At 70.1% G+C, this 26,971-nt stretch carries 29 protein-coding genes and 2 pseudogenes; 15 read left to right on the top strand and 16 right to left on the bottom strand.

From position 1 onward, the window contains the following. Positions 1-47: 47 nt before the first annotated feature. From GQF42_RS41415 to GQF42_RS41410, 3 genes are all read right to left on the bottom strand, one after another. On the bottom strand, positions 48-1,862 hold the full coding sequence (locus GQF42_RS41415; protein ID WP_233273660.1) for an ABC transporter ATP-binding protein: 1,815 nt from the start codon (positions 1,860-1,862) through the stop codon (positions 48-50). A gap of 120 nt (positions 1,863-1,982) precedes the next feature. After that, positions 1,983-2,105 carry a hypothetical protein gene (locus tag GQF42_RS47060; protein WP_267906161.1) on the bottom strand — a complete coding sequence of 41 codons (123 nt, stop codon included), beginning with the start codon at positions 2,103-2,105 and terminating at the stop codon, positions 1,983-1,985. A gap of 288 nt (positions 2,106-2,393) precedes the next feature. After that, positions 2,394-2,831, bottom strand: a complete 438-nt coding sequence (locus tag GQF42_RS41410) for a PPOX class F420-dependent oxidoreductase (RefSeq protein WP_158928693.1) — start codon at positions 2,829-2,831, stop codon at positions 2,394-2,396. Between the two features lie 327 nt (positions 2,832-3,158). Here GQF42_RS41410 and GQF42_RS41405 point away from each other — a divergent pair, with 327 nt between their 5' ends. After that, positions 3,159-3,731: a dihydrofolate reductase family protein gene (locus GQF42_RS41405; protein WP_158928691.1), complete on the top strand. Its 573-nt coding sequence runs from the start codon at positions 3,159-3,161 to the stop codon at positions 3,729-3,731. 158 nt (positions 3,732-3,889) lie between these two features. Here GQF42_RS41405 and GQF42_RS41400 read toward each other — a convergent pair whose 3' ends face one another. Next, complete coding sequence (locus tag GQF42_RS41400; protein WP_158928689.1) at positions 3,890-4,393, bottom strand: LURP-one-related/scramblase family protein; 504 nt, start codon at positions 4,391-4,393, stop codon at positions 3,890-3,892. Positions 4,394-4,504: 111 nt separating this feature from the next. On the opposite strand from GQF42_RS41400, the gene GQF42_RS41395 reads away from it, so the two are divergent. Beyond that, entirely contained in the window at positions 4,505-4,888 is a 384-nt protein-coding gene (locus GQF42_RS41395) for a hypothetical protein (protein WP_158928687.1), read from the top strand. Between the two features lie 112 nt (positions 4,889-5,000). Here the strand turns inward: GQF42_RS41395 and GQF42_RS41390 are convergent, their stop codons facing one another. Both GQF42_RS41390 and GQF42_RS41385 read right to left on the bottom strand, forming a co-directional pair. Continuing rightward, complete coding sequence (locus GQF42_RS41390) at positions 5,001-6,083, bottom strand: S1 family peptidase (protein WP_158928685.1); 1,083 nt, start codon at positions 6,081-6,083, stop codon at positions 5,001-5,003. A 501-nt stretch (positions 6,084-6,584) separates the two neighbouring features. Then, positions 6,585-7,226: a methyltransferase family protein gene (locus GQF42_RS41385; protein WP_158928683.1), complete on the bottom strand. Its 642-nt coding sequence runs from the start codon at positions 7,224-7,226 to the stop codon at positions 6,585-6,587. Positions 7,227-7,302: 76 nt separating this feature from the next. On the opposite strand from GQF42_RS41385, the pseudogene GQF42_RS46480 reads away from it, so the two are divergent. Beyond that, a pseudogene (locus GQF42_RS46480) lies at positions 7,303-7,528 on the top strand (mobilization protein); the annotation flags it as partial. Between the two features lie 238 nt (positions 7,529-7,766). Here GQF42_RS46480 and GQF42_RS41375 read toward each other — a convergent pair. Continuing rightward, positions 7,767-8,339, bottom strand: coding sequence for a TetR/AcrR family transcriptional regulator (locus GQF42_RS41375; protein ID WP_158928681.1), 573 nt, complete (start codon positions 8,337-8,339; stop codon positions 7,767-7,769). 239 nt (positions 8,340-8,578) lie between these two features. On the opposite strand from GQF42_RS41375, the gene GQF42_RS41370 reads away from it, so the two are divergent. Both GQF42_RS41370 and GQF42_RS41365 read left to right on the top strand, forming a co-directional pair. Then, positions 8,579-9,595: an alcohol dehydrogenase catalytic domain-containing protein gene (locus tag GQF42_RS41370; protein WP_158928679.1), complete on the top strand. Its 1,017-nt coding sequence runs from the start codon at positions 8,579-8,581 to the stop codon at positions 9,593-9,595. Between the two features lie 73 nt (positions 9,596-9,668). Next, positions 9,669-10,712, top strand: coding sequence for an SLAC1 family transporter (locus GQF42_RS41365; RefSeq protein WP_158928677.1), 1,044 nt, complete (start codon positions 9,669-9,671; stop codon positions 10,710-10,712). Positions 10,713-11,167: 455 nt separating this feature from the next. Here GQF42_RS41365 and GQF42_RS41360 read toward each other — a convergent pair whose 3' ends face one another. Further along, a complete protein-coding gene (locus GQF42_RS41360) occupies positions 11,168-11,737 on the bottom strand; it encodes a helix-turn-helix domain-containing protein (RefSeq protein ID WP_158928675.1) in 570 nt (189 codons plus the stop codon). A gap of 49 nt (positions 11,738-11,786) precedes the next feature. Here GQF42_RS41360 and GQF42_RS41355 point away from each other — a divergent pair, with 49 nt between their 5' ends. Together GQF42_RS41355 and GQF42_RS41350 are read left to right on the top strand one after the other, a co-directional pair. Continuing rightward, positions 11,787-12,320: a GNAT family N-acetyltransferase gene (locus tag GQF42_RS41355; protein ID WP_158928673.1), complete on the top strand. Its 534-nt coding sequence runs from the start codon at positions 11,787-11,789 to the stop codon at positions 12,318-12,320. A 71-nt stretch (positions 12,321-12,391) separates the two neighbouring features. Next, the gene (locus GQF42_RS41350; protein ID WP_158928671.1) at positions 12,392-12,901 is read left to right on the top strand and encodes a GNAT family N-acetyltransferase; all 510 of its coding nucleotides are present in this window, start codon (positions 12,392-12,394) and stop codon (positions 12,899-12,901) included. Positions 12,902-12,946: 45 nt separating this feature from the next. Here the strand turns inward: GQF42_RS41350 and GQF42_RS41345 are convergent, their stop codons facing one another. Beyond that, positions 12,947-14,002 (bottom strand): alpha/beta hydrolase, encoded by a 1,056-nt coding sequence (locus tag GQF42_RS41345; RefSeq protein WP_158928669.1) that lies wholly within the window; start codon positions 14,000-14,002, stop codon positions 12,947-12,949. A 457-nt stretch (positions 14,003-14,459) separates the two neighbouring features. Between GQF42_RS41345 and GQF42_RS41340 the strand changes: the two genes are divergently transcribed. Continuing rightward, positions 14,460-15,017, top strand: a complete 558-nt coding sequence (locus GQF42_RS41340) for a pyridoxamine 5'-phosphate oxidase family protein (protein WP_158928667.1) — start codon at positions 14,460-14,462, stop codon at positions 15,015-15,017. A gap of 32 nt (positions 15,018-15,049) precedes the next feature. Here GQF42_RS41340 and GQF42_RS41335 read toward each other — a convergent pair whose 3' ends face one another. From GQF42_RS41335 to GQF42_RS41325, 3 genes are all read right to left on the bottom strand, one after another. Continuing rightward, positions 15,050-15,598 (bottom strand): hypothetical protein, encoded by a 549-nt coding sequence (locus tag GQF42_RS41335; RefSeq protein ID WP_158928665.1) that lies wholly within the window; start codon positions 15,596-15,598, stop codon positions 15,050-15,052. Positions 15,599-15,664: 66 nt separating this feature from the next. Further along, a complete protein-coding gene (locus GQF42_RS46475; RefSeq protein ID WP_233273659.1) occupies positions 15,665-16,564 on the bottom strand; it encodes a DUF3566 domain-containing protein in 900 nt (299 codons plus the stop codon). A gap of 343 nt (positions 16,565-16,907) precedes the next feature. Then, positions 16,908-17,789, bottom strand: coding sequence for an SDR family NAD(P)-dependent oxidoreductase (locus GQF42_RS41325; protein ID WP_158928663.1), 882 nt, complete (start codon positions 17,787-17,789; stop codon positions 16,908-16,910). A gap of 69 nt (positions 17,790-17,858) precedes the next feature. Here GQF42_RS41325 and GQF42_RS41320 point away from each other — a divergent pair, with 69 nt between their 5' ends. Continuing rightward, positions 17,859-18,527, top strand: a complete 669-nt coding sequence (locus tag GQF42_RS41320; RefSeq protein WP_158928661.1) for a TetR/AcrR family transcriptional regulator — start codon at positions 17,859-17,861, stop codon at positions 18,525-18,527. A gap of 20 nt (positions 18,528-18,547) precedes the next feature. On the opposite strand, the gene GQF42_RS41315 is transcribed toward GQF42_RS41320, so the two are convergent. Then, the gene (locus tag GQF42_RS41315; RefSeq protein WP_325100397.1) at positions 18,548-19,213 is read right to left on the bottom strand and encodes a TetR/AcrR family transcriptional regulator; all 666 of its coding nucleotides are present in this window, start codon (positions 19,211-19,213) and stop codon (positions 18,548-18,550) included. 136 nt (positions 19,214-19,349) lie between these two features. Here GQF42_RS41315 and GQF42_RS41310 point away from each other — a divergent pair, with 136 nt between their 5' ends. Beyond that, positions 19,350-20,537, top strand: coding sequence for a cytochrome P450 (locus GQF42_RS41310; RefSeq protein WP_158928659.1), 1,188 nt, complete (start codon positions 19,350-19,352; stop codon positions 20,535-20,537). A gap of 7 nt (positions 20,538-20,544) precedes the next feature. After that, positions 20,545-20,766: a ferredoxin gene (locus GQF42_RS41305; protein WP_158928657.1), complete on the top strand. Its 222-nt coding sequence runs from the start codon at positions 20,545-20,547 to the stop codon at positions 20,764-20,766. Between the two features lie 178 nt (positions 20,767-20,944). On the opposite strand, the gene GQF42_RS41300 is transcribed toward GQF42_RS41305, so the two are convergent. From GQF42_RS41300 to GQF42_RS41290, 3 genes are all read right to left on the bottom strand, one after another. Further along, on the bottom strand, positions 20,945-22,474 hold the full coding sequence (locus tag GQF42_RS41300; RefSeq protein ID WP_158928655.1) for a CoA transferase: 1,530 nt from the start codon (positions 22,472-22,474) through the stop codon (positions 20,945-20,947). An 87-nt stretch (positions 22,475-22,561) separates the two neighbouring features. Then, the gene (locus GQF42_RS41295) at positions 22,562-23,515 is read right to left on the bottom strand and encodes a 3-hydroxyacyl-CoA dehydrogenase NAD-binding domain-containing protein (protein ID WP_158928653.1); all 954 of its coding nucleotides are present in this window, start codon (positions 23,513-23,515) and stop codon (positions 22,562-22,564) included. 70 nt (positions 23,516-23,585) lie between these two features. Further along, complete coding sequence (locus GQF42_RS41290; RefSeq protein WP_158928651.1) at positions 23,586-24,320, bottom strand: acetoacetate decarboxylase; 735 nt, start codon at positions 24,318-24,320, stop codon at positions 23,586-23,588. Between the two features lie 135 nt (positions 24,321-24,455). Here GQF42_RS41290 and GQF42_RS47860 point away from each other — a divergent pair. The 4 genes and pseudogenes from GQF42_RS47860 to GQF42_RS41275 form a co-directional block, all read left to right on the top strand. Further along, positions 24,456-24,845: pseudogene (locus tag GQF42_RS47860) on the top strand (MarR family winged helix-turn-helix transcriptional regulator); the annotation flags it as partial. 17 nt (positions 24,846-24,862) lie between these two features. Beyond that, positions 24,863-25,033, top strand: coding sequence for a hypothetical protein (locus GQF42_RS46470; protein WP_233273658.1), 171 nt, complete (start codon positions 24,863-24,865; stop codon positions 25,031-25,033). Positions 25,034-25,692: 659 nt separating this feature from the next. Continuing rightward, positions 25,693-25,911: a hypothetical protein gene (locus GQF42_RS41280; RefSeq protein WP_158928647.1), complete on the top strand. Its 219-nt coding sequence runs from the start codon at positions 25,693-25,695 to the stop codon at positions 25,909-25,911. A gap of 578 nt (positions 25,912-26,489) precedes the next feature. Continuing rightward, positions 26,490-26,948, top strand: coding sequence for an archease (locus GQF42_RS41275; RefSeq protein WP_158928645.1), 459 nt, complete (start codon positions 26,490-26,492; stop codon positions 26,946-26,948). The last annotated feature ends 23 nt before the right edge of the window (positions 26,949-26,971 follow it).

Here is a 26,971-nt window from a genome sequence, read left to right as displayed (position 1 = left end):
TTCGCAGCCGGGCACGGCACACCCACGACGGCCGTCCGGTATCTGCCTCAAGCCGCCTCGTGCCCAGGTGTCCCGCCCATGGCCACCGTCCGGCCCGGGACCGTGGTGGAAGCGGTCCCGTCGGTGAGGTGAAGGACGAGGTCGGCCTGGGCGGTCAGACGCAGGTCATGAGTGATGAGGAAGGTCGTGCGCCCGGCGGTGAGGCGGCGCAGCGGTGCCATGATGCGGGCCGTGGAGTCGTCGTCGAGTCCGGCCGTGGGCTCGTCGAGGATCAGCACCGGTGCCGTACGGAGCATGGCCCGGGCGAGGGCTATCCTGCGGCGTTGCCCACCGGAGAGGTTGTTGCCCCGTTTGCCGACGGGGCTGTCGTAGCCGTCGGGCAGCGCGCTGACGAAGCCGTGCGCATCGGCCGCGGCGGCGGCGGCGAGCACGTCCGCGTCGGCGGCGTCGGGACGACCGTAGACGATGTTCTCGCGAATGGTGCCGTCGAAGAGCATGCTGTCCTGCGGGAGCAGAGTGACGTGCCGGCGCACCTCGTCCACCGGGAGTTCGGCGATGTCCCGGCCGTCGAGCAGGATGCGGCCCCGGGACGGCTCGTGGAACCGCAACAGCAGTTTGCCGAGGGTGGACTTGCCGGTGCCGCTGGGCCCGGTGACCGCGACGAGCAGACCGGGGGCGATGTCCAGGTGTACCCGGTCGAGGACGGGCTGACCGCTGCCGGGGTAGGAGAAGCCGACGTCCTCGAAGGTGACGGCGCCGCGCACCGGCTCGGTGAGTGGTGGGACGTCCGGCCGCGGGGCCGTCTCGTGGACCGTGCCGGTGCGCAGCACCTCGATGAGGCGTTCGCAGGCTGCGGTCGCGGACGAGGCGCTGACGACGAGTTCGCCGAGTTCCTGGAGCTTGGGATGGAGATAGCCGAGGAAGGCGGCGAAGGAGAGCAGACCGCCGACGCTGAGGTGGTGTTCGGAGATCTGCCAGGCACCGGCGCCGATCACCGCCAGCACACTGAGGGTCTCGACCAGTTCGCCCATCGGTCCGTACACCGACGACAGCCGGATCTGCCGCAGTCCCGCACGCATCCAACTGCGTCCCTCGCGGTGCACCTTGCTGTGCTCGGCCTGCTGCCGGCCGTAGGCCTGCACCAGGGGCATGTTGGCAAGGCTCTCCTCCAGCAGGGAAGCCAGCCGGCCGTTGCTGTCCCGTTCGGCGCGGGTGGCGGAGCGCATCAGGGTGCCGAACCACCGGGCGCCGAACCAGATCAGCGGGGCGGCAGCCAGGGTGATCAGGGCCAGTTGCCAGCTGGTCCAGAAGGCGGCCACGGCGAACACGACGGCCCCCACAGCGGAGGTGATCAGTTCGACGGGTGCGGAGGCCACCAGTGACTCGACGGTCTCGATGTCGCCGGTCAGCCGGGAGACCAGATCGCCGGTGCCGAAGCGGTCCAGGGCGTCCGGAGGCACGCGCTGCAGGTGCTGGAAGACCCGGTCGCGCAGGCCGAGCAGGAAGTGCTCGCTGGTCCAGCCCGCCAGATATCCTCCCGCCGCGGACGCGACCGCGCCGGTGGCGGCGAGCCCCAGCCAGAGGCTGGCCGGCCCCCAGAAGGCAGCCAGGTCGCCGGGGGTGAGCACATCGTCGGTGAGGACGCCGACGATGCCGATCGCACCCGCGTCGCATCCGGCGGAGATCACCAACAGCACGGCGGACACCAGCACGGTCACGCGATTGACGCTGACCAGTGGCCAGAACGTACGGAATGCCGCCAACGGCGAGATACGCGCGTGGCGCATCCGGGACGAGGCACCGGCAGTGGCTTCCGCCCCGGATCCGGCCGCGGACATGGTGAGGGGAGCTGCGGTGTACATGGCCGGCGCTTCCTGGGCACTGCCCGATCCGACGGCGTGCCGGGATCCGTCGCGCGGCTGTGTCGCGCGACGGATCCCGGCACGGTCTCTGCCTGTGTGGACGCGTTCCGCAATGCCTCGCTACTTGGCGGCGGCCTTCTTGTGCTTGCGGTGGTGGTGCTTCTTGTGGTGCTTGGCCTTGGCGGCGGCGCCACAATCCTTCTTCTTGGCCTTCTTGGCCAGCGTGATCTTGGCGAAGGACATGCTGGTATCCCTTCCCGATAGGCCGTCAACCGGCGTTGTTCGCCGCTGACTTCTCCTTCTGTCGCACCTGTGAATACGGGGGCGGCCGATGCCTCATTCAAGAAGGAAGGTGAGCGTCGGGCTATATTTCCTTACCGAATCCACATGTGGGAATACGAACCGAAGCCGGGCGAGGGCGACGCACTCCCAGGCGCCGGGCTCACGGCCACACCGCAGTCGCCGCCCCCGCCTTCATGACAGTTCCGGATCACTGCCAGGCCAGGAGAGGAAAACTCAGGAGGGGGAAGCTCAAGAAGGGATGACTCCCGGCCGGAACGGTTCGACGCCGACGATGTGGCGCACGCGCTCCGGCTCGACCAGGACATGCACCCGCTGCTCGCCTTCGATCAGCCAGGGGTACCCGTCCAGGCCCAGGTACTTGTGGGCCAGCCGGTCCATGCCACGCTCGGCCTCCTCGCCCTGCACCAGACGCACCGCACGGCCGGAGATCTGCACACGGTCGTAGGGGTTCTCGGCGTCGGCGTGCGAGAGATGGACGCGGGCGTCGTTGCGGAGGTTCTCCTCCTTGATCCGGCCGACCGAGGTGTTGAAGACGATCAGCCCGTCTTCCAGCCCCACCCACATCGGCGTGACATGCGGCGCCCCGTCCGGCGTCACCGTGGCCACGTACCAGAAGTTCGGCTGCTCCAGCCGCGCGCGCACCAGCTCGTTCAACTCCGCAGCCATGGACACTCCTTGATCTTGATCATCGCTTGCAGGACCACCCTGTCACACCCGTTCACTCCCGGATCAGACGCCGAACGCGGTGGTTCGCGACCCGTTTCGAAGGCCACACAGGGAGGCGACGACATCACCACGCCCGAGACGACTCGGCGCCCGGCGCCGCACTGCGCCCGTGCTCGGCGCCGTACCGCGCCCGACGACTTCATTTTTCTTGACAATTTTTTTTGTCGGTACGATGCTGGGGCCACGCTCACCGCCCTGGTCGAGCGGACCGCGGAGCGGCCTCACGGGCACTGCCGCCTGAGGACACAAGACATCAAAGGAACCAGAATGCGTACCCTGATCAGCACTGCCTTCATCTCGCTCGACGGCGTTGTGGAGGCTCCTGGTGGCGAGCCCGGATACCGGAACTCCGGCTGGACCTTCAAGGACGTCGAGTTCGTTCCCGAAGCCTTCGAGATCAAGGGGCGGGAGCAGGAGGAAGCCTCCGCGGTTCTGATGGGCCGGGTCAGCTACCAGGCGTTCAGCCCGGTGTGGCCGGACATGGTGGAATTCGCCGACTACAAGTCGATGCCCAAGTACGTCGTCTCCACCACTCTCACCGCGGACGACCTGGTCTCGAACTGGGGCGAGACCACGATCCTGCGCTCGCTCGACCAGGTCGCCGCCCTCAAGGAGACAGATGGCGGACCGATCATCGTCCACGGCAGCGCCGCGCTGAACCACGGCCTCGCGGACGCCGGCCTGATCGACCGCTACCACCTGCTGGTGTTCCCGCTGCTGCTCGGCGCAGGCAAGCGTCTGTTCAGCACCACGGACAAGGATGCCCAGAAGCTGAAGCTGGTCGAGCACGACGTCTACGCCAACGGACTGCAGAAGCAGGTCTTCGATGTCGTCCGCTGACAGGGCCTGCGGCGTCAAGCTGTTGCTCGCGCATCGCCCGGATGCGACCCTGTGGCCGCGCCCGGACCGCGGCCGGTCGGCCACTCCGGTCCACAGCCGGCGCCACGATGGTGCCCCAGGCATGGAAACCGTCTGCGCCCGCGAGACGGGCGCGACCGTCAGAGGTTGGTGAGCTGTTCTCCCTCCCGGTCCTCGATGATGTGGTCCACGCACACCGCGAGGATGATCAGCAGCAACCAGTCCGGTTCGCTCATCACGTCGACCGCGTAGGCGTCACGGACGGTGAACCAGCGACGCGAGATGTGTGCCAGGGTGCCGCTGTCGTCCGCCATGTCGAACTCGCGATCCCAGATGTTGCCCGCGATGCGCAGCCGGCGCCCGCCGCTCAGGGTCACCTTGAAGCGGTCCGCGAAGATCCGGAACGTCCGCTTGCTGATGCGGCCGACGGTCTCGCCGTTCTGCTTGATGAGGATCGTGTGGTGGAAGGTGAGCGCCTTCCTGACGATGCTCGCCACCTGGTTGCCCTGGGTGTCGACGAAGTCGAACGTGGTGCGCAGCCGCAGCAGTTTGCGGTTGACCTTGAACAGCTTCTCCCGGTGTTCCGTCTCGACCCACGCCTCCTCGTGGAAAGCCAGCATGCGGTCGCGTACCAGGTAGCGCATGAGAACCCCGTCCAGATCCGCCGATAGGAAGAATCACCGTCCGTCGCGATAATAGTTGCGACGTTGCGCAAGACAGCAACCGCATCGGCACATGACACGGGGAGGGCATGAATGACCATCACACACCGGCAGGGCCGTAAGGGCCGTGCCGCAGCCGTACTTCTGACGCTGCTGCTCGGCCTCGGTCTGGCGGCGACACCGGCCGTCGCAATACCGGCCGCCACTCAGCGAGCCACGGCCACCACCGGCACCGTACGCGCCGTCACGGCGTTTCCGGGCGCCGTATCCACCATCCGCCTAAGGCACACCACTTCCACACATCACGCGTCGGCGGTCCATCTCCGCAGGACGAAGACCAAGAAGAAGAGCTTCCTCAAGAAGCTCGGTATCTTCCTCCTCGTCCTCGTGATCCTCGTGATCCTCTTCGTCGTCCTGGCCATCTGGCTGCTGATCCACCTCATCCGCCGGGCCTTCCGCGGGAGGCGCGAACGCTGAGAGCCGGTCACGGCGCTTTCGACATGAAGAAATGAGGAGCCTCAACCGGCCCTGGACGGGGGACGGTTGAGGCTTTTTCCGCGACGGTTGCAGAATCACGGACAACCAACGGTTACGGAAGCGTGGCACCCTCGGCGCTCAGTGCCGCCGGCACCGGCTGGAAGAAGGTCTCCCCGCCGGACGTGCAGTCACCACTGCCGCCCGAGGTCAGACCGATGGCCGCGTCGGCGTCGAAGAGTGCGCCGCCGCTGTCGCCGGGCTCGGCGCAGACATCGGTGTCGATGAGCCCGGAGACCGTCCCCTCCTCGTAGTTCACGGTCGCGTCGAGACCGTTGACCGTTCCGCCGTGGACCCCCGAGGTGCTGCCGCTGCGCTGGACCGATTCCCCCACGTAGGCGTCGGCGGCGTGGGTGATCTGCTGGCTGCCGCCGTCGTAGAGGTCGACGACGCTGGCGTGGTCGCTGCTCGAGTCGTCGTACTGAACCAGGGCGTAGTCGGTTCCGGGGAACTGCGAGTCGACCGTCTGGCCGACCTCCCCGCCGCCCTGCGAGTCGGACCACGTCGAGGAGGCGTTGCCGCAGTGCCCGGCGGTCAGGAAGTACGGGGCTCCGTTCACCGTCACGTTGAACCCCAGGGAGCAGCGCACGGTGCTGCCCCAGATGGCGTCGCCGCCCGCGATGAACGGCTTGAACTCGGAGGCGGCCCGGCGCACGACGACCCTGTCACCGAGCGAGTTGATCACCGTGTTCAGCCGGGTGCGCTTCGCTCCGGTGACTGTCGGGTCGACGGTCACGACCACCTTGTCCTGGCGCGGGTCGATCGACCATGCGGTGCCCGCGATCCGGGCTCGCTGCGTCAACGCCGCCAACACACCGTGCAGTTGACCGGTGGAGTAGCGCACGGTTCTGGGGACGGCGCCGGTGCTGCGGACCTGGCTCGCCGCGGACGGGTCCGTGATGTTGACGACGAGCTGGTGGGCCACGGCGTCGTAGTAGGAACCGGCGGCGCGGTCGCCCAGCCGCGCGGCCAGGGCCGCGGCGGACGCGGCACGGGCCGCGGACGGGATCGCCTGCGCGGATGCGGGGGCGGCCGCGGCCGAACCGGCACCGGGGAGCAGGGCCGCGCCGGCTGTGAGGACCACGACGCTCGCTGCGGTGAGCGCGCGGGTGGTGGGAGTCGTTCGGCGTTGCGTCATGTGGAGCCTCCAGTGGGGGTTGCCCCGCCCGCTCGACGGGACGGGGCCGGAGGAACGCGAGGCACGGGAACGCTCCGACCTTACGGGCGTGCCCATGCCAAACGCCGACGAGTATGACGATGTGCTCCCGCCGCAACAAGGAAGGATTCCGGCCGGATGTCCGGTGCCGGCGGCGCGTCTCAGCCTCTCCCGTCCCTGCACTCCCCACCCCCGGCCCACCGCCCGGCATCACGCACCGTGGCCGCCACCACGCCCGCCGCCCACGCTCGGTTCACCCACAGCTGGCCGGTACACACCGATTCCGTCCGGAATCCGAAACAGCTGTCCTTGATTTAGAGCACTCTTGGCTCATCGATGACCTGACGCCGCCGCACCGGCGATTCCCTGCGGGTTGCGGAGTGCTCGTGCTTGAGCGTGGTGACGGATGAGCGGGCGCCGTGCGTGTGGGCGGGAGGCGCGCCCCGGACAGCCTCTGGTCGCCGCGATGCCGGGCCTGTGGCTCTACTGCTTCGCGCGGTCGCCGCGGCTCACGCCCTCCCGGGCGGGCCGTATCCAGGGGACCAGCGCCGGCACCCGCTCGCGGTAGGCCTCGTAGGCCGCGCCGAACCGGGCGGCCATCAGACGGTCCTCTGCCCGGACCCGCAGCAGCAGCCAGGGGACGACGACTATGAGGACAGCGACCCACACGCCGAAGCCACAGGCCAGCATGGCGCCGATGACGAGCCCGAGCAGTCCTGTGTAGATGGGGTGACGCACCAGCCCGTAGGGGCCGTCCGTGCGCAGTTCGTGGTGTTCCCGGACCGTCGGGACGCTGGCCCACATCGTGCCCAGCACCCAGCGGGCCCAGAGCAGCAGGGCGGTGGAGGCGACGGCGATCGCAGCGCCCAGTAGGGCCAACTCGGGTTGCCAGTAGCGCAGATGCCGCCAGAAGCCTCCCGAGTGGTTGAGCAGAACGGAGAACACGTAGGCACCCGCGATCAGGAAAACCCTGCGAGGCAACGTGCGCCGTTGTCCGCGCCACCAGCCGCGCACACCGGCGTGACTCTTCACGCCGAAGTAGATGGCGCCGACGATCCAGGCCGCGTAAAAGACCAGGACGCAGATTCCGATGAGCACGACGAGCGCCGAATGAAGCGATCCCATGTCTCAAGAGTGCTCGGCGTAGCCGGTGAATGACCACCACCCACGGGTCGATGGACAGCCCCCCTCCATCTCCACCCATACCGTCGGTCGCCCCGGCGACCTCTGCAAGAACGGCGAACAGATCTTCCACCCCGGCGGAAAGATCGCCCCCGACCTCACCCTGCCCAAGCTGAAGGACCGACTCGAAGCCAGGTGGCCGGAGGAGGACCCCACCGGCCGCCGCAACCGCCCCCACCACCCCCTGGCACCAGGCCACCGACACCCTCCAGCCCGGCATGGCCGACGACGCCCACGCCGAGGCCCGGCGCCCCTCTTACCGTTCACCGGTCCACCGGCATCACGCACCCGGGCGGTGATCCCGGGGACGTTGTCAGCCCGGTCGGAACCGGCGTGGAACGGTCTGGACCGAGCAAGCTCTCCCCCCCCCACAGCACCCATAGGCCCCTGCGACAACGAGTCGCGCACCGAGGCGCCGGACTCGGCGAAGCCTTGGTGTGTGTTGGGGAGCGGCGCCTGCGAGTCGTCAGCAGCCGGCCGCGATCAGCGCAGGAGGACGCCGAAGACCATGCGGAAGAAGGCGTCCAGGGGAGCGGAGGACTTGTCGGCCCGGACCGCGATCAGCGTGCCCTCCCAGGCGCTGAGGATGAACAGCGCGGCCTCCTCGACGTCGAGAGCGGCGTCCAGCTCACCTGCTTCCTGGGCTTCGGTGAGCACGCGCCGGATCTGCGCGGCCCACCGCTGGAAGCCGCCCCTGACGGCGGAGCGGATCTCCTCGGAGTGGTCCGCCACCTCGGCGCCGAGATTGCCCACCAGGCAGCCGCGGGCGAAGCCGCCGGCAACCGTGTCCGCACCCAGGAACTCGAAGTGCGCCCGGAGCCGCTCCAGCGCTGGACGTCCGGGCGTGTCGAGCAGGTCGAACCGCAACCCGGCGGCATAGCGGCGCAGCGCCTCGAGGGCGCTCTCCTCCTTGCTGGCGAAGTGGTTGTAGAACGAGCCCTTGGGAGCCCCGGCCGCCGAGGTGATGTCGCTGATCCCAGTGGCGTTGAAGCCCCGCGTGCGGAACTGCTCCAGGGCTGCCTGCGCGATCTCCTCGCGCTTGGACGCGCGTGCCATCCTCACCACCACCTCGGGATCAATATGTCCGGTCGCCTTGCCGCAGGTCAACCCGAGGTTCCCGGGGAAGTGCTCCCACCCACTACGACATCGTGGCCCACGGCCCGGCCCTCGGACCCGCTTGACTAAGTTTAAAGCGACCGGTCATATTGAAGCGACCGGTCATATTGAATGCCGGTCTCCGCCCCAGCCCTCGGCCCTCACACATGTCGGCAGAGGCAGCACCGAGGAGAAGCGTCATGTCCGCGTACCGAGCCTTCGAGGCCACCGGTGTCCACCAGCTCCGGCTCGTCGAGCGCGAACTGGTCGACCCGGAGCCCGGACACGTCCGGCTCAGGGTGGAGGCATGCGGTGTCTGCCACTCCGACGTACTGGCCGTGGAGGGACTGCGCCCCGACCCCTCACGCCCCGTCGTCCCCGGCCACGAGATCGTCGGCGTGATCGACGCCGTGGGCGCGGGCGTCACCGCCTGGCGCCCCGGCGACCGCGTCGGCGTCGGCTTCCTGAACGGGCACTGCTGGCAGTGCGAACCGTGCCGCCGCGGCGACTTCGTCAACTGCCTCGACCAGGAACAGACCGGCACCACCATCGACGGCGGATACGCGGAGGTGACCTACGCCCGCGCGAGCGGACTGGTACGCATCCCCGACGGCATGCCCGCCGTCGAGGCGGCCCCGCTGCTGTGCGCCGGACTGACCACCCTCACCGCGCTCCAGCAGGCCCCCACCCGCGCCGGCGCCCTGGTCGCCGTACAGGGAATCGGCGGGCTCGGCCACCTGGCCCTGCAGTACGCACGCAGCCTCGGACACCGGGTCGCCGCCATCGCCCGCGGCCAGGAGAAGGAGACACTCGCCAGGCAGCTGGGCGCCCACGAGTACATCGACAGCACCCTCACCGACCCCGGCACGGCGCTGGCCGACCTGGGCGGCGCATCGGTCATCGTCGCCACCGCATCAAGCGGTACGTCCATGAACCCCCTGGTCCACGGACTGGCCCCGGCCGGCACGCTGGTGGTCGTCGGCGCCGCCCCCGACCCGCTGACGGTCGCCACGGCCGACCTGATCTTCGGCACCCGCCGCATCGTCGGCAGCCTGACCGGATCGTCGATCCAGAACGAGGACAACCTCACCTTCAGCCTCGCCCACGGCATCCGCCCCACCACCGAGACCATGCCCTTCGCCCAGGCCATGGACGCCTACGAGCGGATGCTCTCGGGCCAGGCACGCTTCCGCGTCGTCCTGAACATGGACGCCTGACCACGCCACGACCCACGCCGCCGGGCAGCCGCGTTATGGCCCGCGCCCTTGGCCGTCCCCTCGAGGTTCCCCCATGACCGACATGGTCGACACGACAGAGCACACCAGCACGGCTCCGCGCGCCAGCGGGCCCGTGCGTCCAGCCGCCGACATCGCCTCCGACGTCAATGGCCCCCATGCGACCCGCGCCGCACGGATCAGGCTGCTGTCCGTCTCCCTCGGCACCGCCGGCCTCGGCGGAGCCTGGCAGGCGGCGGTGACCGCCTTTCCGCCGGCTCTGCAGGTCAGCGACGCGCTGTTCATCGTCAGCGGACTGATCTGGCTGGTGCTGCTGGCCCAGTACCTGCGCCATGGCGGGGCCCGATGGCGCAACCTGCGCCACGACCTGCGCCATCCCGGCGACGGCTTCGCCCTCGGGTACGTCCCCATCATCGGCATGCTGATCACAGGACACTTCTCCCGTTTCGAACTCACCGGGGCACGCTGGGTCTACGCGGTGTTCCTCACTCTGGCCGCCTTCATCGCTGCACGTCTGCTCGCCCACTGGCTCACGGGCACCCTGAGCGCCACCGCCCTGCACCCGGGCTATCTGCTGCCCGTCTCCTCCGCACCCTTCGTCGCCAGCGCCGTCGCCTCCACCCTCAGACTGCCCGGTGTCGCCGACGCCGCCTTCGCCGTGGGGCTGTTGTACTGGCTCGCCTTCGGCACCGTCATCCTCGGCGGCCTCGTCACCGGCGGCCCCCTGCCCGGGCCCGCCCGCCCGGCCCTCACCGTCCTGACCATCCCACCCGCGACCGGCGGAATCGCCTGGACCGCCGCCCACAGGGGTGTCTTCGATGCCGTCGGCTACGGCTTCGCCGGGACCCTGCTCTTCACCGTCCTCCTCGTCCTCTTCCTCCTGCCCGAACTGCGCCAGCCCGCGTTCCATCCGGGCCTGTGGATCTACAGCTTCCCGGTGGCGGCATCCACCAACTTCGCCATCCGCTGGATCCGTGCGTCCGCACCTCCCGGAGGGCCGGCCCTCACCGGCATCCTCCTTGCCGGTGCGACCTTGGCCCTGTGCCTGCTGGCCACGGCCACCCTGCGCCACCGGGCCCGGCGAGTACTTCCCGGCTGACTTCCGCTCCGGCGGCAGAGAGAGGCCTGCCAGAGGCATCAGCGAGCGCCGACCGCCCGCTTCAGTGCTCGTGCGTGGCCGCTCCATCGGCTTGGGTGTACGCGCTGCCGGTGGTCCAGCCGGCGAGCGTACGCAGCGCGCTCTCGGACGGTGACCCGGGTTCGACAGTGCTCAGAGTTCGACGTCGAACCGACCGGCTGGGCTCGCGGCGTCGGCGGCCTGCTCCACAAGGCGTTCGTGCGGCGGCCGCATGCGGACCGGCTGACCCACGGCGTGCTGGAGCGCTGGGACGCCAGCGCGCGGGCGCAGGCGTTCTTCGCCCGGCACGGCCGGCGTCCGGACGGCTTCCACCGCCCCGGCCCACTCGGCCACGACCACGCGCGGCTGCGGTTGACGGTCCCCCTTTGCCCCGTTGGCGCATTGACGCGTTGGCCCACCCGCGGTTTCCAGGTTCTCTATCTCGCACCGCGGGGACGCATGATGAGCGCCGCGACGTAGTACGTACACGGTGCCGGTCCGGGATTGGCATAGCCGTGGACGACATCGGCGGCGAAGTACACCGAGTCTCCGGCACCGAGATCCACGGCGCGGTCGGCGAGCGTGAGGTGCAGGGTGCCGGATTCCACCGCGATGAACTCGTGCGAGCCCGACGCGTAGGCGGGGAACTCCCCGGCGTCGCAGCCCGAGGGCAGGACCGTACGGATCCATTCGAAGTTCACGCCGGGCACCACCGGTGTCAGGATCGTCCGATGCCAGCCACCCGGCTCCTCGACGGTGTCCTGCTCGGCGGCGCGGCGCACGATCACGTGCAGATCGTCCGGCTCTGTGACCAGTTCGGCAAGAGGGACACCCAAGCCGTCGGCGATGCGTGCGAGGACGACGACGGTGGGCGCCTTCTGGCCGCGCTCGACCGACGACAGCATGCTCACACTCACCTCGGCCGCGTCCGCCAGCTGTTGCAGGGTCAGGCCGAGTCCGTGCCTCAGCTTCTGCACACGGCCGCCCAGGGTCACGAGATCCAGCATTCCTCTATAATAGCTATGCATTTCACTATAGAGAAATGAGTGCCCGAACATGACAGCTCCGCAAGCGGTCATCCGCCCGGCGACCCCCTGTGACCTCAAGGCTGTGGCCTGCATCTGCGCGCACTACGTCCGCCACAGCGTGGCCACCTTCGAGGAGATCCCGCCGACCGTCGCCCACTGGGAGGGACGACTGGAGGAGCTGACCGAACGGAATCTGCCCTTTCTCGTCGCCGAGTCGGACGGCGCGGCGGTCGGCTTCGCTCATGCATCTCCCTGGCGAGCCAAGCCGGCGTACCGGCACACGGTGGAGGACACCATCTACCTCGCCCCCGACGCCACCGGCCGGGGGCTCGGTGCGGCCCTGCTCGAGGCGGTCATCGCCGAGTCCGCCCGGGCGGGCATGCGCCAGATGATCGCCGTCATCGCCGACACCGGCAGCGACGCCTCCCGCTCCCTGCACCGCCGCTTCGGCTTCACCGACTCCGGCCGCCTGAGGGAGGTCGGCCACAAACACGGCCGCTGGATCGACACCTTCCTCATGCAGCGCGCACTGACCACGGGGCAAGGCCGCACGGTACTGTGACGACTCTTCGCGTGTGGCGTGGAGCCGAGACGACCGCACGAACATCACCAGGGAAGGAACGTCAGTCCCCCGTGCCCAGCGCCTGGATCACACGTGCCGAGACACCCGGCGACGTCTCCGCCATCCGCGAGATCGACCTCGCGGCCTTCGACACTCCCCTGGAGGCCGGCCTCGTCGACGCACTGCGCGCCGACACCTCCTGGATCGAGGGTCTGTCCGTCGTCAGCACGGACGCGAACGGCACGGTCGTCGGTCACGCCCTGCTCACCCGCTGCCACATCGCGGACGCTCCGGCGCTGTGCCTCGCACCCGTGGCCGTAGGCCCCGAGCATCAGCGCACCGGCGCCGGATCCGCCGCGGTCCGAGCCGTTCTCCAGGCCGCCAAGGACCGGGGCGAGTGCCACGTCGTCGTCCTCGGACACCCTTCGTACTACCCGCGCTTCGGCTTCGGCCGGGCCTCGGAGCACGGCATCCGCGTGAGCTTCGACGTCCCCGACGAGGCCCTGATGGCCCTCACTCTGGACGAGGGCCGTCCTCTGCCCAGCGGCGTCATCCGCTACGCCGCGCCGTTCGGCATCTGATCGGACTCGCTGCGCGCGGATGCCGTCAGGGCCGTACGGGCCCGGTCATCCCTTCGGCGCGCTGGTGTGGTGGCTGAGGAAGCTGAAGGCCGGCGGGTACAGCCGTGTCCAGGTGTTGTAGTTGTGGCCTCCGTTGGGCAGCACCATGGTCTGCGTCCGGACCTTGGTGTTGGCGGCGGCCTTGGCGAACTGCTCGATGTAGTGCGGCGGGCTGAGCCGGTCCTCCGCCGATGTGGCCAGGAACAGGCTCACCGATGCGGTGGCGTGCTTGACCATGTACGTGGGGCTGGTGCGTTCCCGCGACGCCGGGTCCGTGATGACGCTCGTGTCACCGGTCAGCGGATCGGGATCGAGTGCGGCGCCGGCGCCGAAGACCTTCGGGTAGGCGAGGGGAAGCCGCGCGGCGCAGAACCCTCCGGTGGAGAAGCCCATGACGCCCCAGCCCTTGGGACCGGGCAGGGTGCGGAACTTGTGGCTGATCAGCTCCGGCACGTCACGCGCCATCCAGGTGGCGACCTTCCGGTTCGGCTGATCGGTGCAGTCGGTGTCCACACCGCCCGGGTCGACCACCGGCATCACCAGGATGAACGGGTGCGAGGTGCCCTCCTTCATCAGGCGCTCGAAGTCTCCGGGCATGCCGCCGTGTTCCAGCCAGGATGCGGGGCTGCCCGGCACTCCGTGCAGGAGCAGCACGACCGGGAAGCGCGTGTGGCGGTACTGCGGCTGTCCGTACTCCGGTGGCGTCCATACGATGACCTGCCCGGACAGTTGTGAGTGCTGGCCACGGAAGTAGGTGTCCAGCATTCCCGTGTCGCTGTGGGTGAACTTCGCACGGTCGGCCGGCGGACCGGGCATGGCGACGGTCCCGTTGTCCCTGCCCAGCAGGTCGTCCCAGGAGGCGTACAGACCGTAGCCGTTGTTGATCCAGGTGGCGACCACGGCGATCGCGGTGAGCTGGCACAGGCCGATCATCACCAGCCGCAGCAGCCAGCGCAGCGACTGCGGTCCCCGCATCCGTGACCAGAGCACCATGGTGCCGGCCACGCACAGTACGGTGGCCGCGATCAGCAGGACCAAGAACGGCGTCCCCGTCAGACTCATGGGCAGTCTCCCAGCAGGTCGATGTTGCACCGTGTTAGACGTGCGCTCGCGGATCACGGTTGGGCGCGTCAACAAAACCGTGATCCAAACGCCCGTACCCTCCGCCTGCGGGCGGCCGGTGCCCCGCTTCACTTCACCGTCTGAAGCCGTCGGGGCTTTCGACGGCGCTGCGGCAGGACCGGGGACACGGCGCACCAAGACCCGGGGGGACGGGCTACGGCTGCGGAGCCACTCGAACAGCGGATTCCGGACGGCGGAGAGCGCCCTGCGCGCGGTAGTGCCTTCTCGCACCCTTCTGCGGCATCGGACACCCGGCTCGGAAGAACCGGCCTGAACCCGGTGTCGTGTCGGACCCGGGACCAAAGCCGGCGTCACCCACATGATGCGGCTGCTTGGCGTGCCGATGACTTTCGCTCGGGCAAGCGGTCTTCATGGACGAGAGGAAAGGAGTTCCGCCATGCCGAAGCAAGGGCCCGCCGAACAGCCCACCCCCGAGCTGGACGCCCGCTACAGCTCCGCGGTCAATCCCCGGCCGGGTGCCGCGGACGTCACCGCCACCGACTGGGCCGAGGCCCAGCGCGTACTGACCGCCGCCGAGATCTTCTGGGTGTCCACGGTCCGTCCCGACGGCCGACTGCACGTCACCCCCGTGATCGCCGCCTGGCACGACGGGGTGCTGTACTTCGCCACCGGCCCGCAGGAGCAGAAAGCGAGGAACCTCGCTCAGGACAGCCACTGCGCGCTGACCACCGGCGGCAACTCCCTCGGCGAAGGCCTCGACCTCGTGGTCGCGGGCAAGGCCGAGCCGGTCGCCGAGCCGGCCGTACTGGAGGAGGTCATCGCCGCATACGAGGCGAAGTACGGCGCGCACATCACCTCGCCCGAGGGCACCTTCCACGGAATCGGGGACGCGTTCCGCAAGGGAGACGCGACGGTGTTCGCGGTGGTCCCGGACGCGGCATACGGCTTCGGCCGGCGCGACGGCGTCTTCAGCCACACCCGGTGGACATTCTGAGCGGCGGAGAACACCGTCACCTCGTACGTGCTCTACGGGCGCGGATACTCACGTACGGGGATGCCCGGCGCGAAGTGGTTCACGGCGCTGATCAACCGCTCGTTGTCCAGGCGCCACCCGGTCACCGCCCGGGAGGAGATCGCGACATCGGCGGGCACGGAAGCGAGGTGTCCCAGGACGGCACGGGACTTGGGGCCGTCCCCGGGCAGCGCAGGCGCGCCTTCGCGCCGGGTGACCCCTGCGTACGGCACGGTGGCCCTGCCCGCGGCCTGGTACCACAGGACAACGCCGGTGATGTCACCCCAGGGCACATGGGCGGTGGTGGCCTCGTACCGCGCCGGGCTTCCGCCGAGGAGCACCCCTGTCTCGTCCACGCGGAAAGCGACCTTGCCGCTCATCGCCACGTACACCATGAACAGCCCTCCCCCGCCGAACAGCGGCAGCCCCAGAATCCGTGCGTACAGCGGCATGCCCGGGATCAGCAGGCAGACGGTGAAGAGGGCGCTGACAGCCACGACCGCGGTGGTCCTGCGGTCCCAGCCGTACTGCGCCTGGTAGATGGGTGAAACATTCTCGGCCATGGCTGGATCATGACAACGACTTCCCCGCCGGGGAAGCCTCTGTTGGTTACGATCCGGCGGCCCTGCTCACTCTCCTCGTCCGCCACGTGGCGGACGCAGCGGAAGTCGCCGCCCGGGGCGGCACACGACAGGCAGGCGCCCTACGGCATGGGCGGCCCGGACCGGGGTGTGCGTACGCAGGTAGCGGCGGGTACGGAGCCGGGCTCGGGCCATGTGCCGCAGGGCCCGGGCCGCGGCCGGGGTCGGCCCCAGGTCGTTGGTCACGACCACTTCGAGGCCGCCGTTGTACTGCACCGACAGGTTGTAGATGAAGGTGCCCAGCGTCGCCAGGCACGTGCCCAGGACGACTTCCAGGCAGACGACACCGATCCCGACCCCCAGGACGGTGCTCAGTTTCGGCAGCACATCCGGGGCCATCGCCTCCATCATGTACCAGACGACGACCGCGGTGACCACCGCGATCACACCGAGCCCGGCCAGGAGCAGGAAGCTCGTCAGCATCACCGACCAGGGGCCTCCCTCGGATATGCGCAGCCGGATCGTCCACAGGCCGGCCGGTGCCGGGCGCCGCGAGGGACCAGTTGCCGGTGCGGCGGACCGTGGCAGGCGGACCTGTCCTTGGTCGGGTCCGACCGGCAGAAGGGACCCCGGCGCGGATCCGACCAGGGCAGCGGACACTCGCGCGGGTCCGACCGGGGCGGACGGCTCCGGCGCGGGCCCGAACGGGACGGACGGCGTCGACGGGGATCCATCGTGGTCCAGGACGCCGGCCGGTTCGTCCTGTGGCGCCGACCGCTCCTCGAGGCGAGCCCCGGGTGCCGTCCGCTCCTCGGCCGCGTCGGGGCGCACCGTGCTCTGCCGCTCGGCAGCGGACCCGTTCTCCAGGGGGATGCGCAGACCACCGTCCCGCTCGGGTGTCAGCCGTCCGGGTGTGGTGCCGCGGGGGCTGCGCCTGGCTCGGCTCATGCCTGTCTCCCTGACCGGCCTGCAGCCTCACCGTGCTCTACCCATCGAACGGGCCGCATCGACCGCCCGGCGGCCTCTGGGGCCTGCTGGTCCGTGCCTTTGACGGTATGGCCCCATGGGCGACCGTGCACGTCAGGTCTCGCCTGATGCGAGGCCCGCGGGCCGGCGGTGGTGGCGCGGGGCCCCGTCCCGCCCCGGCCGGTCCGCACGCGCAGGGCGGCACTGTGCCGCTGCGGGCCACCGGCGCCGTTGGGCATACGAGTGAGCGCGCCGAGCCATGCGACCCGAAGGCAGCCGCCACCTGTCGAGACGGCTGCGGAACCCGGCCTTCACGTGCCTGCTGTCACGCTCGCTCTTCCGAGGGGAGCTGTACCGGGTAGGGCTCGCTGAAGTCGGCCGAGCGGCTCACCTTCTCCCACTCGGTCGCCTGCGCGAGCTGACGGCCGGAGTAGTCCTGCGCCATGGTCACGGCGTTCACGCCCAGGAGGAGATGGCTCGGGACCTGATCCTGCCGCACGCTGCGGACGATGATCTCGGCCGCCCGGCGCGGGTCGCCGGCCGCACCGGCCGTGTTCTGTCGCACGAGCCGGTTCATTGCGCCCACGGTCTCGTCGTAGGCCTCGGGGATCGCGTGGACCGTCATGGAGGACCCGGCCCAGTCCGTGGCGAAGCCGCTCGGTTCCACGACCATGACCCGCACGCCGAAGGGCGCGGTCTCTGCCGCGAGGACGCGGCTGAAGCCGTCCACGGCGAACTTGGCCGCCTGGTACGAGGCGATGCCCGGCGATCCGCCGACCCGGCCGCCGACGGAGGAGAACTGCACGACGGTGCCCGCACCCTGCCGGCGCAGGGTGGGCAGCGCGGCCTTCGTGACGTTGTAGACGCCCCAGAAGTTCGTCTCGAACTGGGCGCGGAAGTCGTCGTCGTCCGCCGTCTCGACGGGCGACACGTTCGCGTAGCCCGCGTTGTTCACGAGCACGTCGATGCGTCCTGAGCGGGCGACGGCCTCCTCGACGGCCTGCCGGGCGGCGTCCGGGCTGGTGACGTCCAGGGCGAGGGGAAGGATCCGGTCGCCGTACTCACCGAACGCTTCGGCGAGCGCCTCGGGGCGGCGGGCGGTGGCGACGACACGGTCTCCGGCCTCGAGGGCGGCGGTGACCAGGGCACGGCCGAAGCCGCGCGACGAACCGGTGATGAACCAGACCTGGGAATCCTGTTGAGTCATCCCGTTAGTGCAACACCGTTCTCTTAATAATGCAACACTGTTGCATTACGCGTTCCTATGATGTCCCGCATGAACGAGCCCGCCTTTCGACGTGCGCGCAGCGCCCAGGCCAAACAGGCACGAGAAGAGGCGATCCTGGACGCGGCTCGCGCCCTCGGCCGTCTGCGCGGCGTACGCGACGTCACCCTCACCGACATCGCCGCCGAGGTGGGCATGCACAAGTCGGCGCTGCTGCGTTACTTCGAGACCCGGGAGCAGATCTTCCTCGAGCTGACCGCGGAGGGCTGGCGGCAGTGGTCCGCCGAGCTGCGCGGCGACCTGGAGGGCAGGACACAGGCCACACCCGCCGAGGTCGCCGCCGTCGTCGCCCGCTCACTCGCCGCACGCCCCATGTTCTGCGACCTGCTCGCCCAGGCGCCCCTGAACCTCGAACGCAACGTGTCGATCGAATCGGTGCGATGCTTCAAGCTCGTCACCCTCGACGAGGTCGGGCTGATCGGCGCGGAGTTCCGTCGCCTCCTCGGGCTGACCGAGTCGCAGTGCATCGACACGATCTCCACGGCGACCGGCATGGCCGGGGCACTGTGGCAGATGGCCTCGCCCGGCCCACGTCTGCGCGAGCTGTACACGAGCGACCCCCGCCTGGGCCATGCCGTCGTCGAGGTGGAACCCCGGCTGACCCGCGTCCTCACCGCGCTGCTCACCGGGCTCGGCGCCACGTCCGCCACGAGGGCCTGAGGATTCTCCGTTCCCCGCCCCTACTCACTCCCGTGCTCGGGACCGGGCACTTCCCCGTCCTGCAGGAGCCCTTCGAGTGCCGTGAGCACATGGCTGCAGATCTCGTCCGGTGCCGCGCTCGCCAGGGGTTCCTGGCCGACCACGACGCGCATCAGGCCGATGCCGAGCAGCCAGGCCATGGCGAGCTGGGCGCGCAGCTCGCTGTCGTCGGCCGAGGACAGGCCGGCGAGCGCGGCGGCGTACTCCTCCCCCAGCGCGCGCACGGTGTCCGGCGCGGCGTCGGCGCTGCCGATGGAGCGCAGATAGACGGCCAGCAACCGGTCCGAGTCGGGTTTGCCGCCCTCCTCCAGGACACCGCGCAGCGCGGTCTCGAACAGCCGGTCCGGCGGGGTATGGCTCAGCTGCTCCTTGCCTCCCTCTGCCATGACCTCGGTGAGCAGGGCTTTCTTGGATCCGAAGTAGCGGAATATGAGTGCCTGGTTGACCCCGGCACGGCTCGCGATGTCCCGTACGGTCGCCGCCTCGTATCCGCGCTCGGCGAAGACCGCACCGGCCGCGTGGAGGATGCGCGTACGAGTGCTCCGGGCGTCGCGCGGGCGGTGGTCGCGCGGGCGGTGCGGAAGGTCCCCGTTCACCGGACCGCCGCCGGTCCGCTCCTGATGCCGCGTGTGCTCGCTGGTGTCCACCCTGTGCCCCTTCTGCCGCCGTGAGCCCGCTCGCGCCTGCCGAGGAGCCGTCAGCGTAACGGCCGATTAGCGTCGTTGACCGCCTGGTAAGCACCTCCTAGCGTTGTAAGCGTGTGCTTACACAAGGGAGGCAGCAGTGACAGCGATCCACACCCCCCTCGCCTACCCCTTCAACTCCAGCCAGGACCTGTCCCTGTCCGAGGCGTACGAACGAGCCCGTGACACCCCGGGACTGCTGCGCGTCCAGCTGCCGTACGGGGAACCGGCCTGGCTCGCGACCCGGTACGCGGACGCCCGGCTGGTCCTCGGCGACCAGCGCTTCAGCCGGGCCCTGGCCCTCGAACACGACGAGCCACGCTCCTCCGAGGGCCGACGGGACAGCGGGATCCTCAGCATGGATCCGCCGGACCACACCCGGCTGCGCTCCCTGGTCGCCAAGGCCTTCACCGTCCGCCAGGTGGAGAAGCTCCGCCCGCAGATCAGGGAGCTGACGGCCACGCTGCTGGACAGGATGGAGGCGGCGGGTCCGCCGGTCGATCTGGTCGACCGCTACGCCCTGCCCATTCCGGTCGCGGTGATCTGCCGGCTCCTGGGAGTGCCCGAGGAGGACCGCCCGAGGTTCCGTACGTGGAGCGACGCGGCACTGTCCACCAGCTCGCTGACCGCCGAGGAGTTCGACCGCAACCGCGACGAGCTGCGCGCGTACATGGCCCAGCTGATCACCGCACACCGTGCGCGGCCGCGGGACGATCTGATGACGGCGCTGATCGAGGCACGCGATCACGACGACCGGCTGTCCGAGCTGGAGCTGGTCGACCTGTGCGTCGGCATCCTCGTCGCCGGCCACGAGACCACCGCCACCCAGATCCCCAACTTCGTCCTCACCCTTCTCGACCATCCCGAGGCACTGTCCCGACTGCGCGCCGAGCCCACGCTCATCACCAGCGCCATCGAGGAGCTGCTGCGCTTCGTGCCGCTGGGCAGCGGCGCGGGACAGCCTCGCTACGCCAAGGAGGACATCGAGGTCGGCGGCACCCTGGTGCGGGCCGGAGAACCGGTACTGGTCGCCGTCGGCGCGGCCAACCGCGACGCGCTGCGCTTCACCGCCGCCGGCACCCTCGACGTCTCCCGCAGCGGCAACGCCCATCTGGGCTTCGGCCACGGTGTCCACCACTGCCTCGGCGCTCCCCTGGCCCGCCTCGAACTCCAGGAGGCCATCGGCGCGCTGGTGTCCCGGTTCCCCGGGCTGCATGTCGCCGCCGACATCACATGGAAGACCGAGATGCTGGTACGCGGCCCCCGCGTCATGCCGGTGGGCTGGTGAGGCGGCCATGAGCTGGCAGTTGCACATCGACTCCGACCGCTGCATCGGCTCCGGGATGTGCGCAGGCGCCGCACCCGACCTGTTCGCACTCGACGTCGCCCACGCGCGGCCCGTGAACGAGCACATCGCGGAGAACGACGACCGCGCCCTGGAGGCCGCCGACATCTGCCCGATGCTGGCGATCACCGTCCGGGACACGGACGGAAAGGAGATCGGCCCCCGCGAATAGCCCACAGCCCAGGTCGTCGACCACTCGTGGCAGTGCGTGGAGTCCGGCGCCCGCGCCGCCCGCGAACTCCTGCGTGATCGCAGCCGCACGGCCACGTGTGGGCACGCGTTGCCTGACCGGGCTGTGTGTCGATGCCACGGCCTGATCATCAGGACCTGCATCCCCCTTGTTGCGACGGTCAGCTGTAGCGGGGCAGCCAGACCGGGGCGCTGCTGCCGCGCGGGAGGAGGATGTAGCGGAAGCGGCCCGGGGTCCTGGACATGATCACCTGGTCGGTGACGCCCTGGTAGTGGCCCAGGGGGGTCTCGGCCGTGAAGGTGTCCGGGTCGAGGTAGGCGTGCGGGGAGTCGGGGTCGGGGTTCAGGGCGACCTCGTGGGCGTAGTCGCGGTCGAAGACGCCGAGGCTGAGGATCCAGGTGGCGATGCGGCTGAGGTTGAGGGTGACGCGATAGCTGCCGCCGTCGGTGGCCCGCCGCATCAGTGCGGCGAGGGTGCCGGTGGTGGCCAGCCAGGACAGGACGTAGTCGTTGACGACGCTGATGTACGGCAGAGCCGGTGTGCTGGTCGGCCGGGCGGCGATACCGTCCGCGCCCTCCATCAGCATGATGCCGCTGAGCGCGCCGGCGGTCTGGTCGAAGCCGACGCGGTGGGCCCACGGGCCGCTCTCGCCGGCGAGTGTGACGCTGACGTGGATGATGCCGGGGCGGATGGCCGCGGCCTCCTCTGCGCTCAGCCCGATCTTCTCCAGGTATCCGGGGCGGCGGTTGGCGTAGAAGATGTCGGCGTCGCGCAGCAGCGCGCGGATCTTCGCCCGGCCTTCGGGGCCGTAGGGGTCGATGGTGGTGGAGCGGACACCGACGTTGGCGGTGTTGTACGTGGAGTCGTGCTCCAGCTCGTTGGGGCGCCAGATGTTCAGCACGTCGGCGCCGTGCTGGGCCAGGTCCCGGCCGATGCCCGCGCCCGCGATGATGTGGCCCATGCCCAGCGCGCGTACACCCGAGAGCGGCTGGTCGACGGCGCTGGACAGGGGTTCGGGTGCGCTGTCGCCGATCTTCTCGATCTTGATGAGCGGTTCCTGGGCGATGTACTCGTACGCCGGTTCCCGCAGGAACTCCTCGGTGGTGCGCAGCATCGGCATGACCACACCGACCTCTTCGCCTGCCTGTTCCAGATCGGCCGCGTTCCATTTGGCGATGGCGTCCGCGACGGCCTCCCTCTCGGGCCAGGTGCGCAGCAGCCTGTAGACGTTGCTCTTGATCTTCGGGTAGGGGTTGAGCGGCATGACCCAGCGGTCGTCGCGCGCCTGGTAGAAGTCGAAGCCGAGGGGGTTGGCCGGGTCCGAGGGCGTGCCGCCTGGATAGCCGCCCAGCAGTTCCCACTTCTTGTCGTAGAAGGGGCACAGCCGGTGCGGGGCCTTGCGCAGATCCATGGTGATGTCCTGGCCCTCGCCGCCGCGGTGCCGCCAGAGTGCGGCCAGGGCAACGGACTTGGCGGTCATCCCCAGGGCGGGGACGGCGCCCAGGCGCATGATGCTCGGGACGATCGGGTCGCTGCCGATGAAGGTGATCTTCCCGCCGCTGTCGGCGGGGCGCAGGCCGGCCGAGGCGAGGACTTCGCGCAGGGCCACGTGGATGTCGAAGCCGTCGTCGTGGGCGATGGGGTTGGCGATGGCCTTCTGGACGCGGTCGGTGAGTTCGTCAGCGCTCATGGGAGGGGAAAGCCTTTGCGATGTCGGGGGTTCCGGTGGCAGGACGGGACTGGACTGGGCGGCCGGCGGTCCGGTCGCGGGACCGGGTCAGTCGGCGAAACTCTCTCCGAGGGCGCGCATGAGGGCGATCTGCTTGCGGTCGCGTTCGGCGGCGAGTTCGTCGACTGTGCCGCCGAAGTCCTTGGCCTGCTCGGTCAGCAGCCGCTTGGTGGGCTCGTCGAAGGCGACCTTCTCCTGGAGCATGGCGGCCCAGCGGCGCTCCATTCCGATACCGAAATGGTCCATGAAGTGGGGCATGCCGCCCTCTCCGCCGCCGAGGTGGAAGGAGCGGAAGGGGCCGGCGACGGCCCACCGCTGTCCGATGGACGAGGTGACGATGTCGTCCAGCTCCTGCATGGTGACGACGCCCTCGCTCACGAGGTGCACGCACTCGCGAAAGAGCGCGGACTGCAGCCGGTTGGCCACGAATCCGGGTACCTCCTTGCGCAGCACCTGCGGACGCTTGCCGAGTGCCCGGTAGAAGGCGCGGGCGCGCTCGACCGTCTCGTCCGAGGTCCGCTCCCCCGGTACGACCTCCACCAGCGGCACCAGGTGCGGAGGGTTGAAGGGGTGACCGACGACGAGGCGTCCCGGGTCCTTGAGGGCGGTGGCGATCTCGGTGGCGGGGATGCCGGAGGTGGAGGTGGCGAGCAGGGCGGTGGCGGGCGCGTTCTCCTCGATGGTGCGCCACATCTCGTGCTTGAGCTCCAGCCGCTCCGGGCCGTTCTCCTGCACCAGGTCCGCGGCGCGGACGGCGGTGGCCAGGTCCGGTTCGAAGGCGAGCCGGTCGGTGAGCCGCGAGGTGTCCAGCCCGAGCGCCTTGAGCGAGGGCGCGGCCTCGGCGATCTGTCCGAGCGCGGCCTCGTCGATGCCGGGCTGCGGGTCGCTGACGATGACGGACAGGCCGCGGGCGAGGAACAGCGCCGTCCAGGAGGCACCGATGACGCCTCCCCCGACCACGGTGACGTTGCGGATTCCGGCGATGCTGCCGTGCTCTGGCATACGGGATCACTTCTCTTCTCGGCGTGGGGGCTATCGGCGTGGGGAGGGCGGCTTTCGGCGTGGGGCGTGGTCAGGCCAGGTAGTCGTGGACGAGCTGGGCGCGGCCCAGGGTGAGATCGGTGAGGATGTGGGAGGCGGAGACGATCTCCAGGACGGGCAGGTCGGCGAGCGGGGCCAGCGCGTGGGCGAAGAGCTGCAGCCGTGCGGGACCGCTCCAGGAACCCTTGACGGTGAGGTCGCTGATCTGTGTGCGGACGAGTTCGCAGATGCGCGGGGAACCGTCGTAGTGCGGCAGCTTCTTGAGCATGAACGTCGGCTGGGTCAGCTCCTCGCGGGCCTGCTCTGCGGGGAGCTGCTGGTGCTTGTAGCCCATCGTCGCGCGGGCGACGGGCAGTGAGCCGTGGTCGAGCGTGCCGACGAGGGTGTCGTGGTCGACGTACAGCCGGGGCCGGCCGGCCTTCTTCGGGAAGGCGCCGATCTCGCGTCCGCTCGCGATGGCGGGGAAGTTGTCCACGTGCATGGACAAGCAGTACTCGCCTGCCTCGCCCTCGTACTCGACGACGGCCAGCTGGCCCGCCTCCGTGTAGTCGCCGAGGCCCGTGACGTCCGGCATCCGCATGACCTCGAAGCGGACCAGTGGCTCCACCACGCGCAGCGGCTCCGGTACGACCCGCTCCAGGGCCGCGGGATCCGTCCGGTAGGTGATGTTCAGGTACTCGCGGTCGGTGAACCGGTACGGACCGACCGGAAAGGCCGGGGCACCCAGCGGTGTCGTCGGTGCGCCGACGACGTCCTCGGCTCGCATGACTCTCGCCCGCCTTCCATGGCCCCTCAACCCAAAGTGGTCGATAACGGCTAAAACGTTGCATACATCTCGCCGGGGCGCCTCGGCGGACACTCGGCGGGACGTGCACGACCCCATTGAGTTGCAAAATGCAACATGTCGAGTGTAGATCCGGGCGCCTGGTGTTGCAAAATGCAACCCGTCACCGCTCGACGCGCGTGTGATCATGCAGGGGGCCGCGCTCGGCGGAGGCGCCGGGACCGCCGGGGACCGCCGGGAAAGGACAGGAACTTGACCGAGGACGAAAGAGAGCTTCCGGGGCTCGTACGCGAGCTGGTGACCCTCTCCCGGCGCTTCCGTTCCAACGCCGATCGGCTCCACCCCGACCTGAGCTTCGTCGACTACTCCCTGCTGTCCGAGATGGCCGAACGGGGCGGGGTCCGTGCGGGTGACCTGGTCGGCCTCTACAGCCTCAACAAGTCGACGATCAGCCGGCAGGTCACCGCTCTGCAGCGGGACGGCCTGGTGGTGCGCGAGACCGACCCCGACAACCCGCGCGCCAGTTGCTGCACCCCAGCGACCGCGGCCGGGAACTGCTCGCCCTCGCCGACGCCCGGATGCGCCGCGAGGTCGACGCCCGCACCGACGGCTGGTCCCCGGACGAGGTCAGGGCCCTGCGCACCCTTCTCACCCGCTACAACGCCGCCCCCTCCCTCGCCGCCGAGGACACATGACGCACCCGCACCGGCACCGGACACCTCAGGAGCTGCGGCTCGTGCGCAAGAGGCGGATCAGGGAGCGCAGCCATGCAGTGCGCCACGTGTCACGGCTGAACCACCCCCCAGAGTACGGCGATTGCGTGTGGGGCAGCCGGGCGGGCCAACACCCCCTGATCCGCCGGGGTCAACCGACCGGGGTCCGGCCGGTGTGCGGGAAGGAGACGAGGCAGGGCGATCCCGGCAAGGCCGTGCGGTACTGCCCCATTCCTTTCGGGCAAGGCCCGGCGGCTCCTTTCGGGGCAAGGCCCGGCGGCCACGCGGCTTCGAGGACCCCGCGCCCACGCAGCCGCCGCCGCGCGCCGACCAACTCGCACGGCCGCGCCCGGCATCGGGCGGTGGCCCGCACGAGGAGCCGGCCGCCCGTACGCTGCCCACGGGAGCCGTTCCGTCGCGCTCCCGGCGACCGTCACGGTGAGCGTCCCGTGGCTGCCGCGGCAGCGTCGGGTGCGGGCCGGACGGGGCCTCCACGGCCCACGGGGTACTGCACCGGCACGGCACCCGGACCAGCGTTTGGTCTGTCATGGACCTGGCGGGACACGGGATGCTCCCGGCCGCCGCCGCCCGCCCCGTTCCCAGCTGCCGCCCAGTGGCCTGTTTCCGGGCATACTGGTGTCATGGACGGGCAAGCTCCGGTGGTGGTGGACCCGCCCGCGCAGGACGGCGGACGGCGGGTGACGGTCCGCGGTGAGCTGATGGGCACCGCGTACACCCTGTTCGACGTCCTCGAGTTCCTGCACCGCACGGACCTGCCGCCCGCCGACACCGCGATCGACGATCCCGATCTGATCGACTGGCGCGGCGGTGGACCGTACGACTGGCCCACCAACGCCTGAGCCACCCCAAGAGCGGCTCCGCCCCGGCACCCGTCAGCAGCGCGGCCGGGAGAGGGTGGGCACACGGCCATAGCGGTCGGACGGCAGCCCCACCCACCGCACCGCTACGGCTCACGTCCATGCCCGCGCGTAGCCGGGTTGAAGGACCGCACGGCTTCGGCCGGGGGCTGTTCGCGACGCGACGCCGTCGAGCGACGGCCGTGCGGTGTCCGGGAGTTCGGGCGGCAGGGGCGGTACGTCGTCCGGGTAGGGCTTGACGGGGACCGGGGCGGCGGCGTCCGGCAGCGTGAACTCCTTCTTCTCCCATGTCCAGTTGGCGGCAATCGCGGTGCGCCCTGGCCTGGTCCGCGGCGCGCTCGCCCCGCGCCACGAGTTCGCCCGTGGACGGCACAGGTCCGGACGGGGTCCGGCCGCCGACTCCCGCGGGTGGCCGCCCAGTTCACCGAGCTTGCGGTGTCACGGCTGACGACGCACCAGGGCGCAGCCCCACGAGCCCAGTGCTCGAGCATGCACGGTCGCGCGTTGCGGTGACAGGACGTGCAGGGCAGGCAGGCCCGGAGCGGCGTACTGTGGTGGTCATGGTCGGCGACATCGGCGACGAGCTGCAGGCGCGGCGCGAGGGCGAGAACGGCCACTGCGTGATGCCGCACACCGCCGACATCCGCCTGCACGCCTGGGGCACCACCCGTGAGCACTGCCTCACCGAGGCCGTGCGCGCCCTCGTGGAGGCCTTCGCCGAGGTGTCGCACGCCCGTCCCAGCACCGTCGAACGAGTCCGCCTGGCCCCCGGCGGCGACGAGGAACTGCTGGTAGCGCTGCTGGACGAGGTCGTCTTCCGGCTCGAGGTCGCGGGCCGGATCCCGGTCGACGTGGAAGCGGAGCCCACCGACGACGGCGGACTGGAGGTACGGCTCTCGCTCGCCGACCTCACCGACGTCGCCGTCATCGGCGCCGCTCCCAAGGGTGTCTCCTGGCAGGAGCTGCACATCGGTCCGGACCCTTACGGATGGAGCTGCACGGTGATCGTGGACGTGTGAGCGCTCACGGGCATCCGGCGCCC

Origin of the sequence: Streptomyces broussonetiae, assembly GCF_009796285.1 — a bacterium.
Taxonomy (GTDB): Bacteria; Actinomycetota; Actinomycetes; order Streptomycetales; family Streptomycetaceae; genus Streptomyces; species Streptomyces broussonetiae.
The sequence above is the reverse complement of the archived record's forward strand: the minus strand, read 5'-3'. Positions and strand labels throughout refer to the sequence as shown.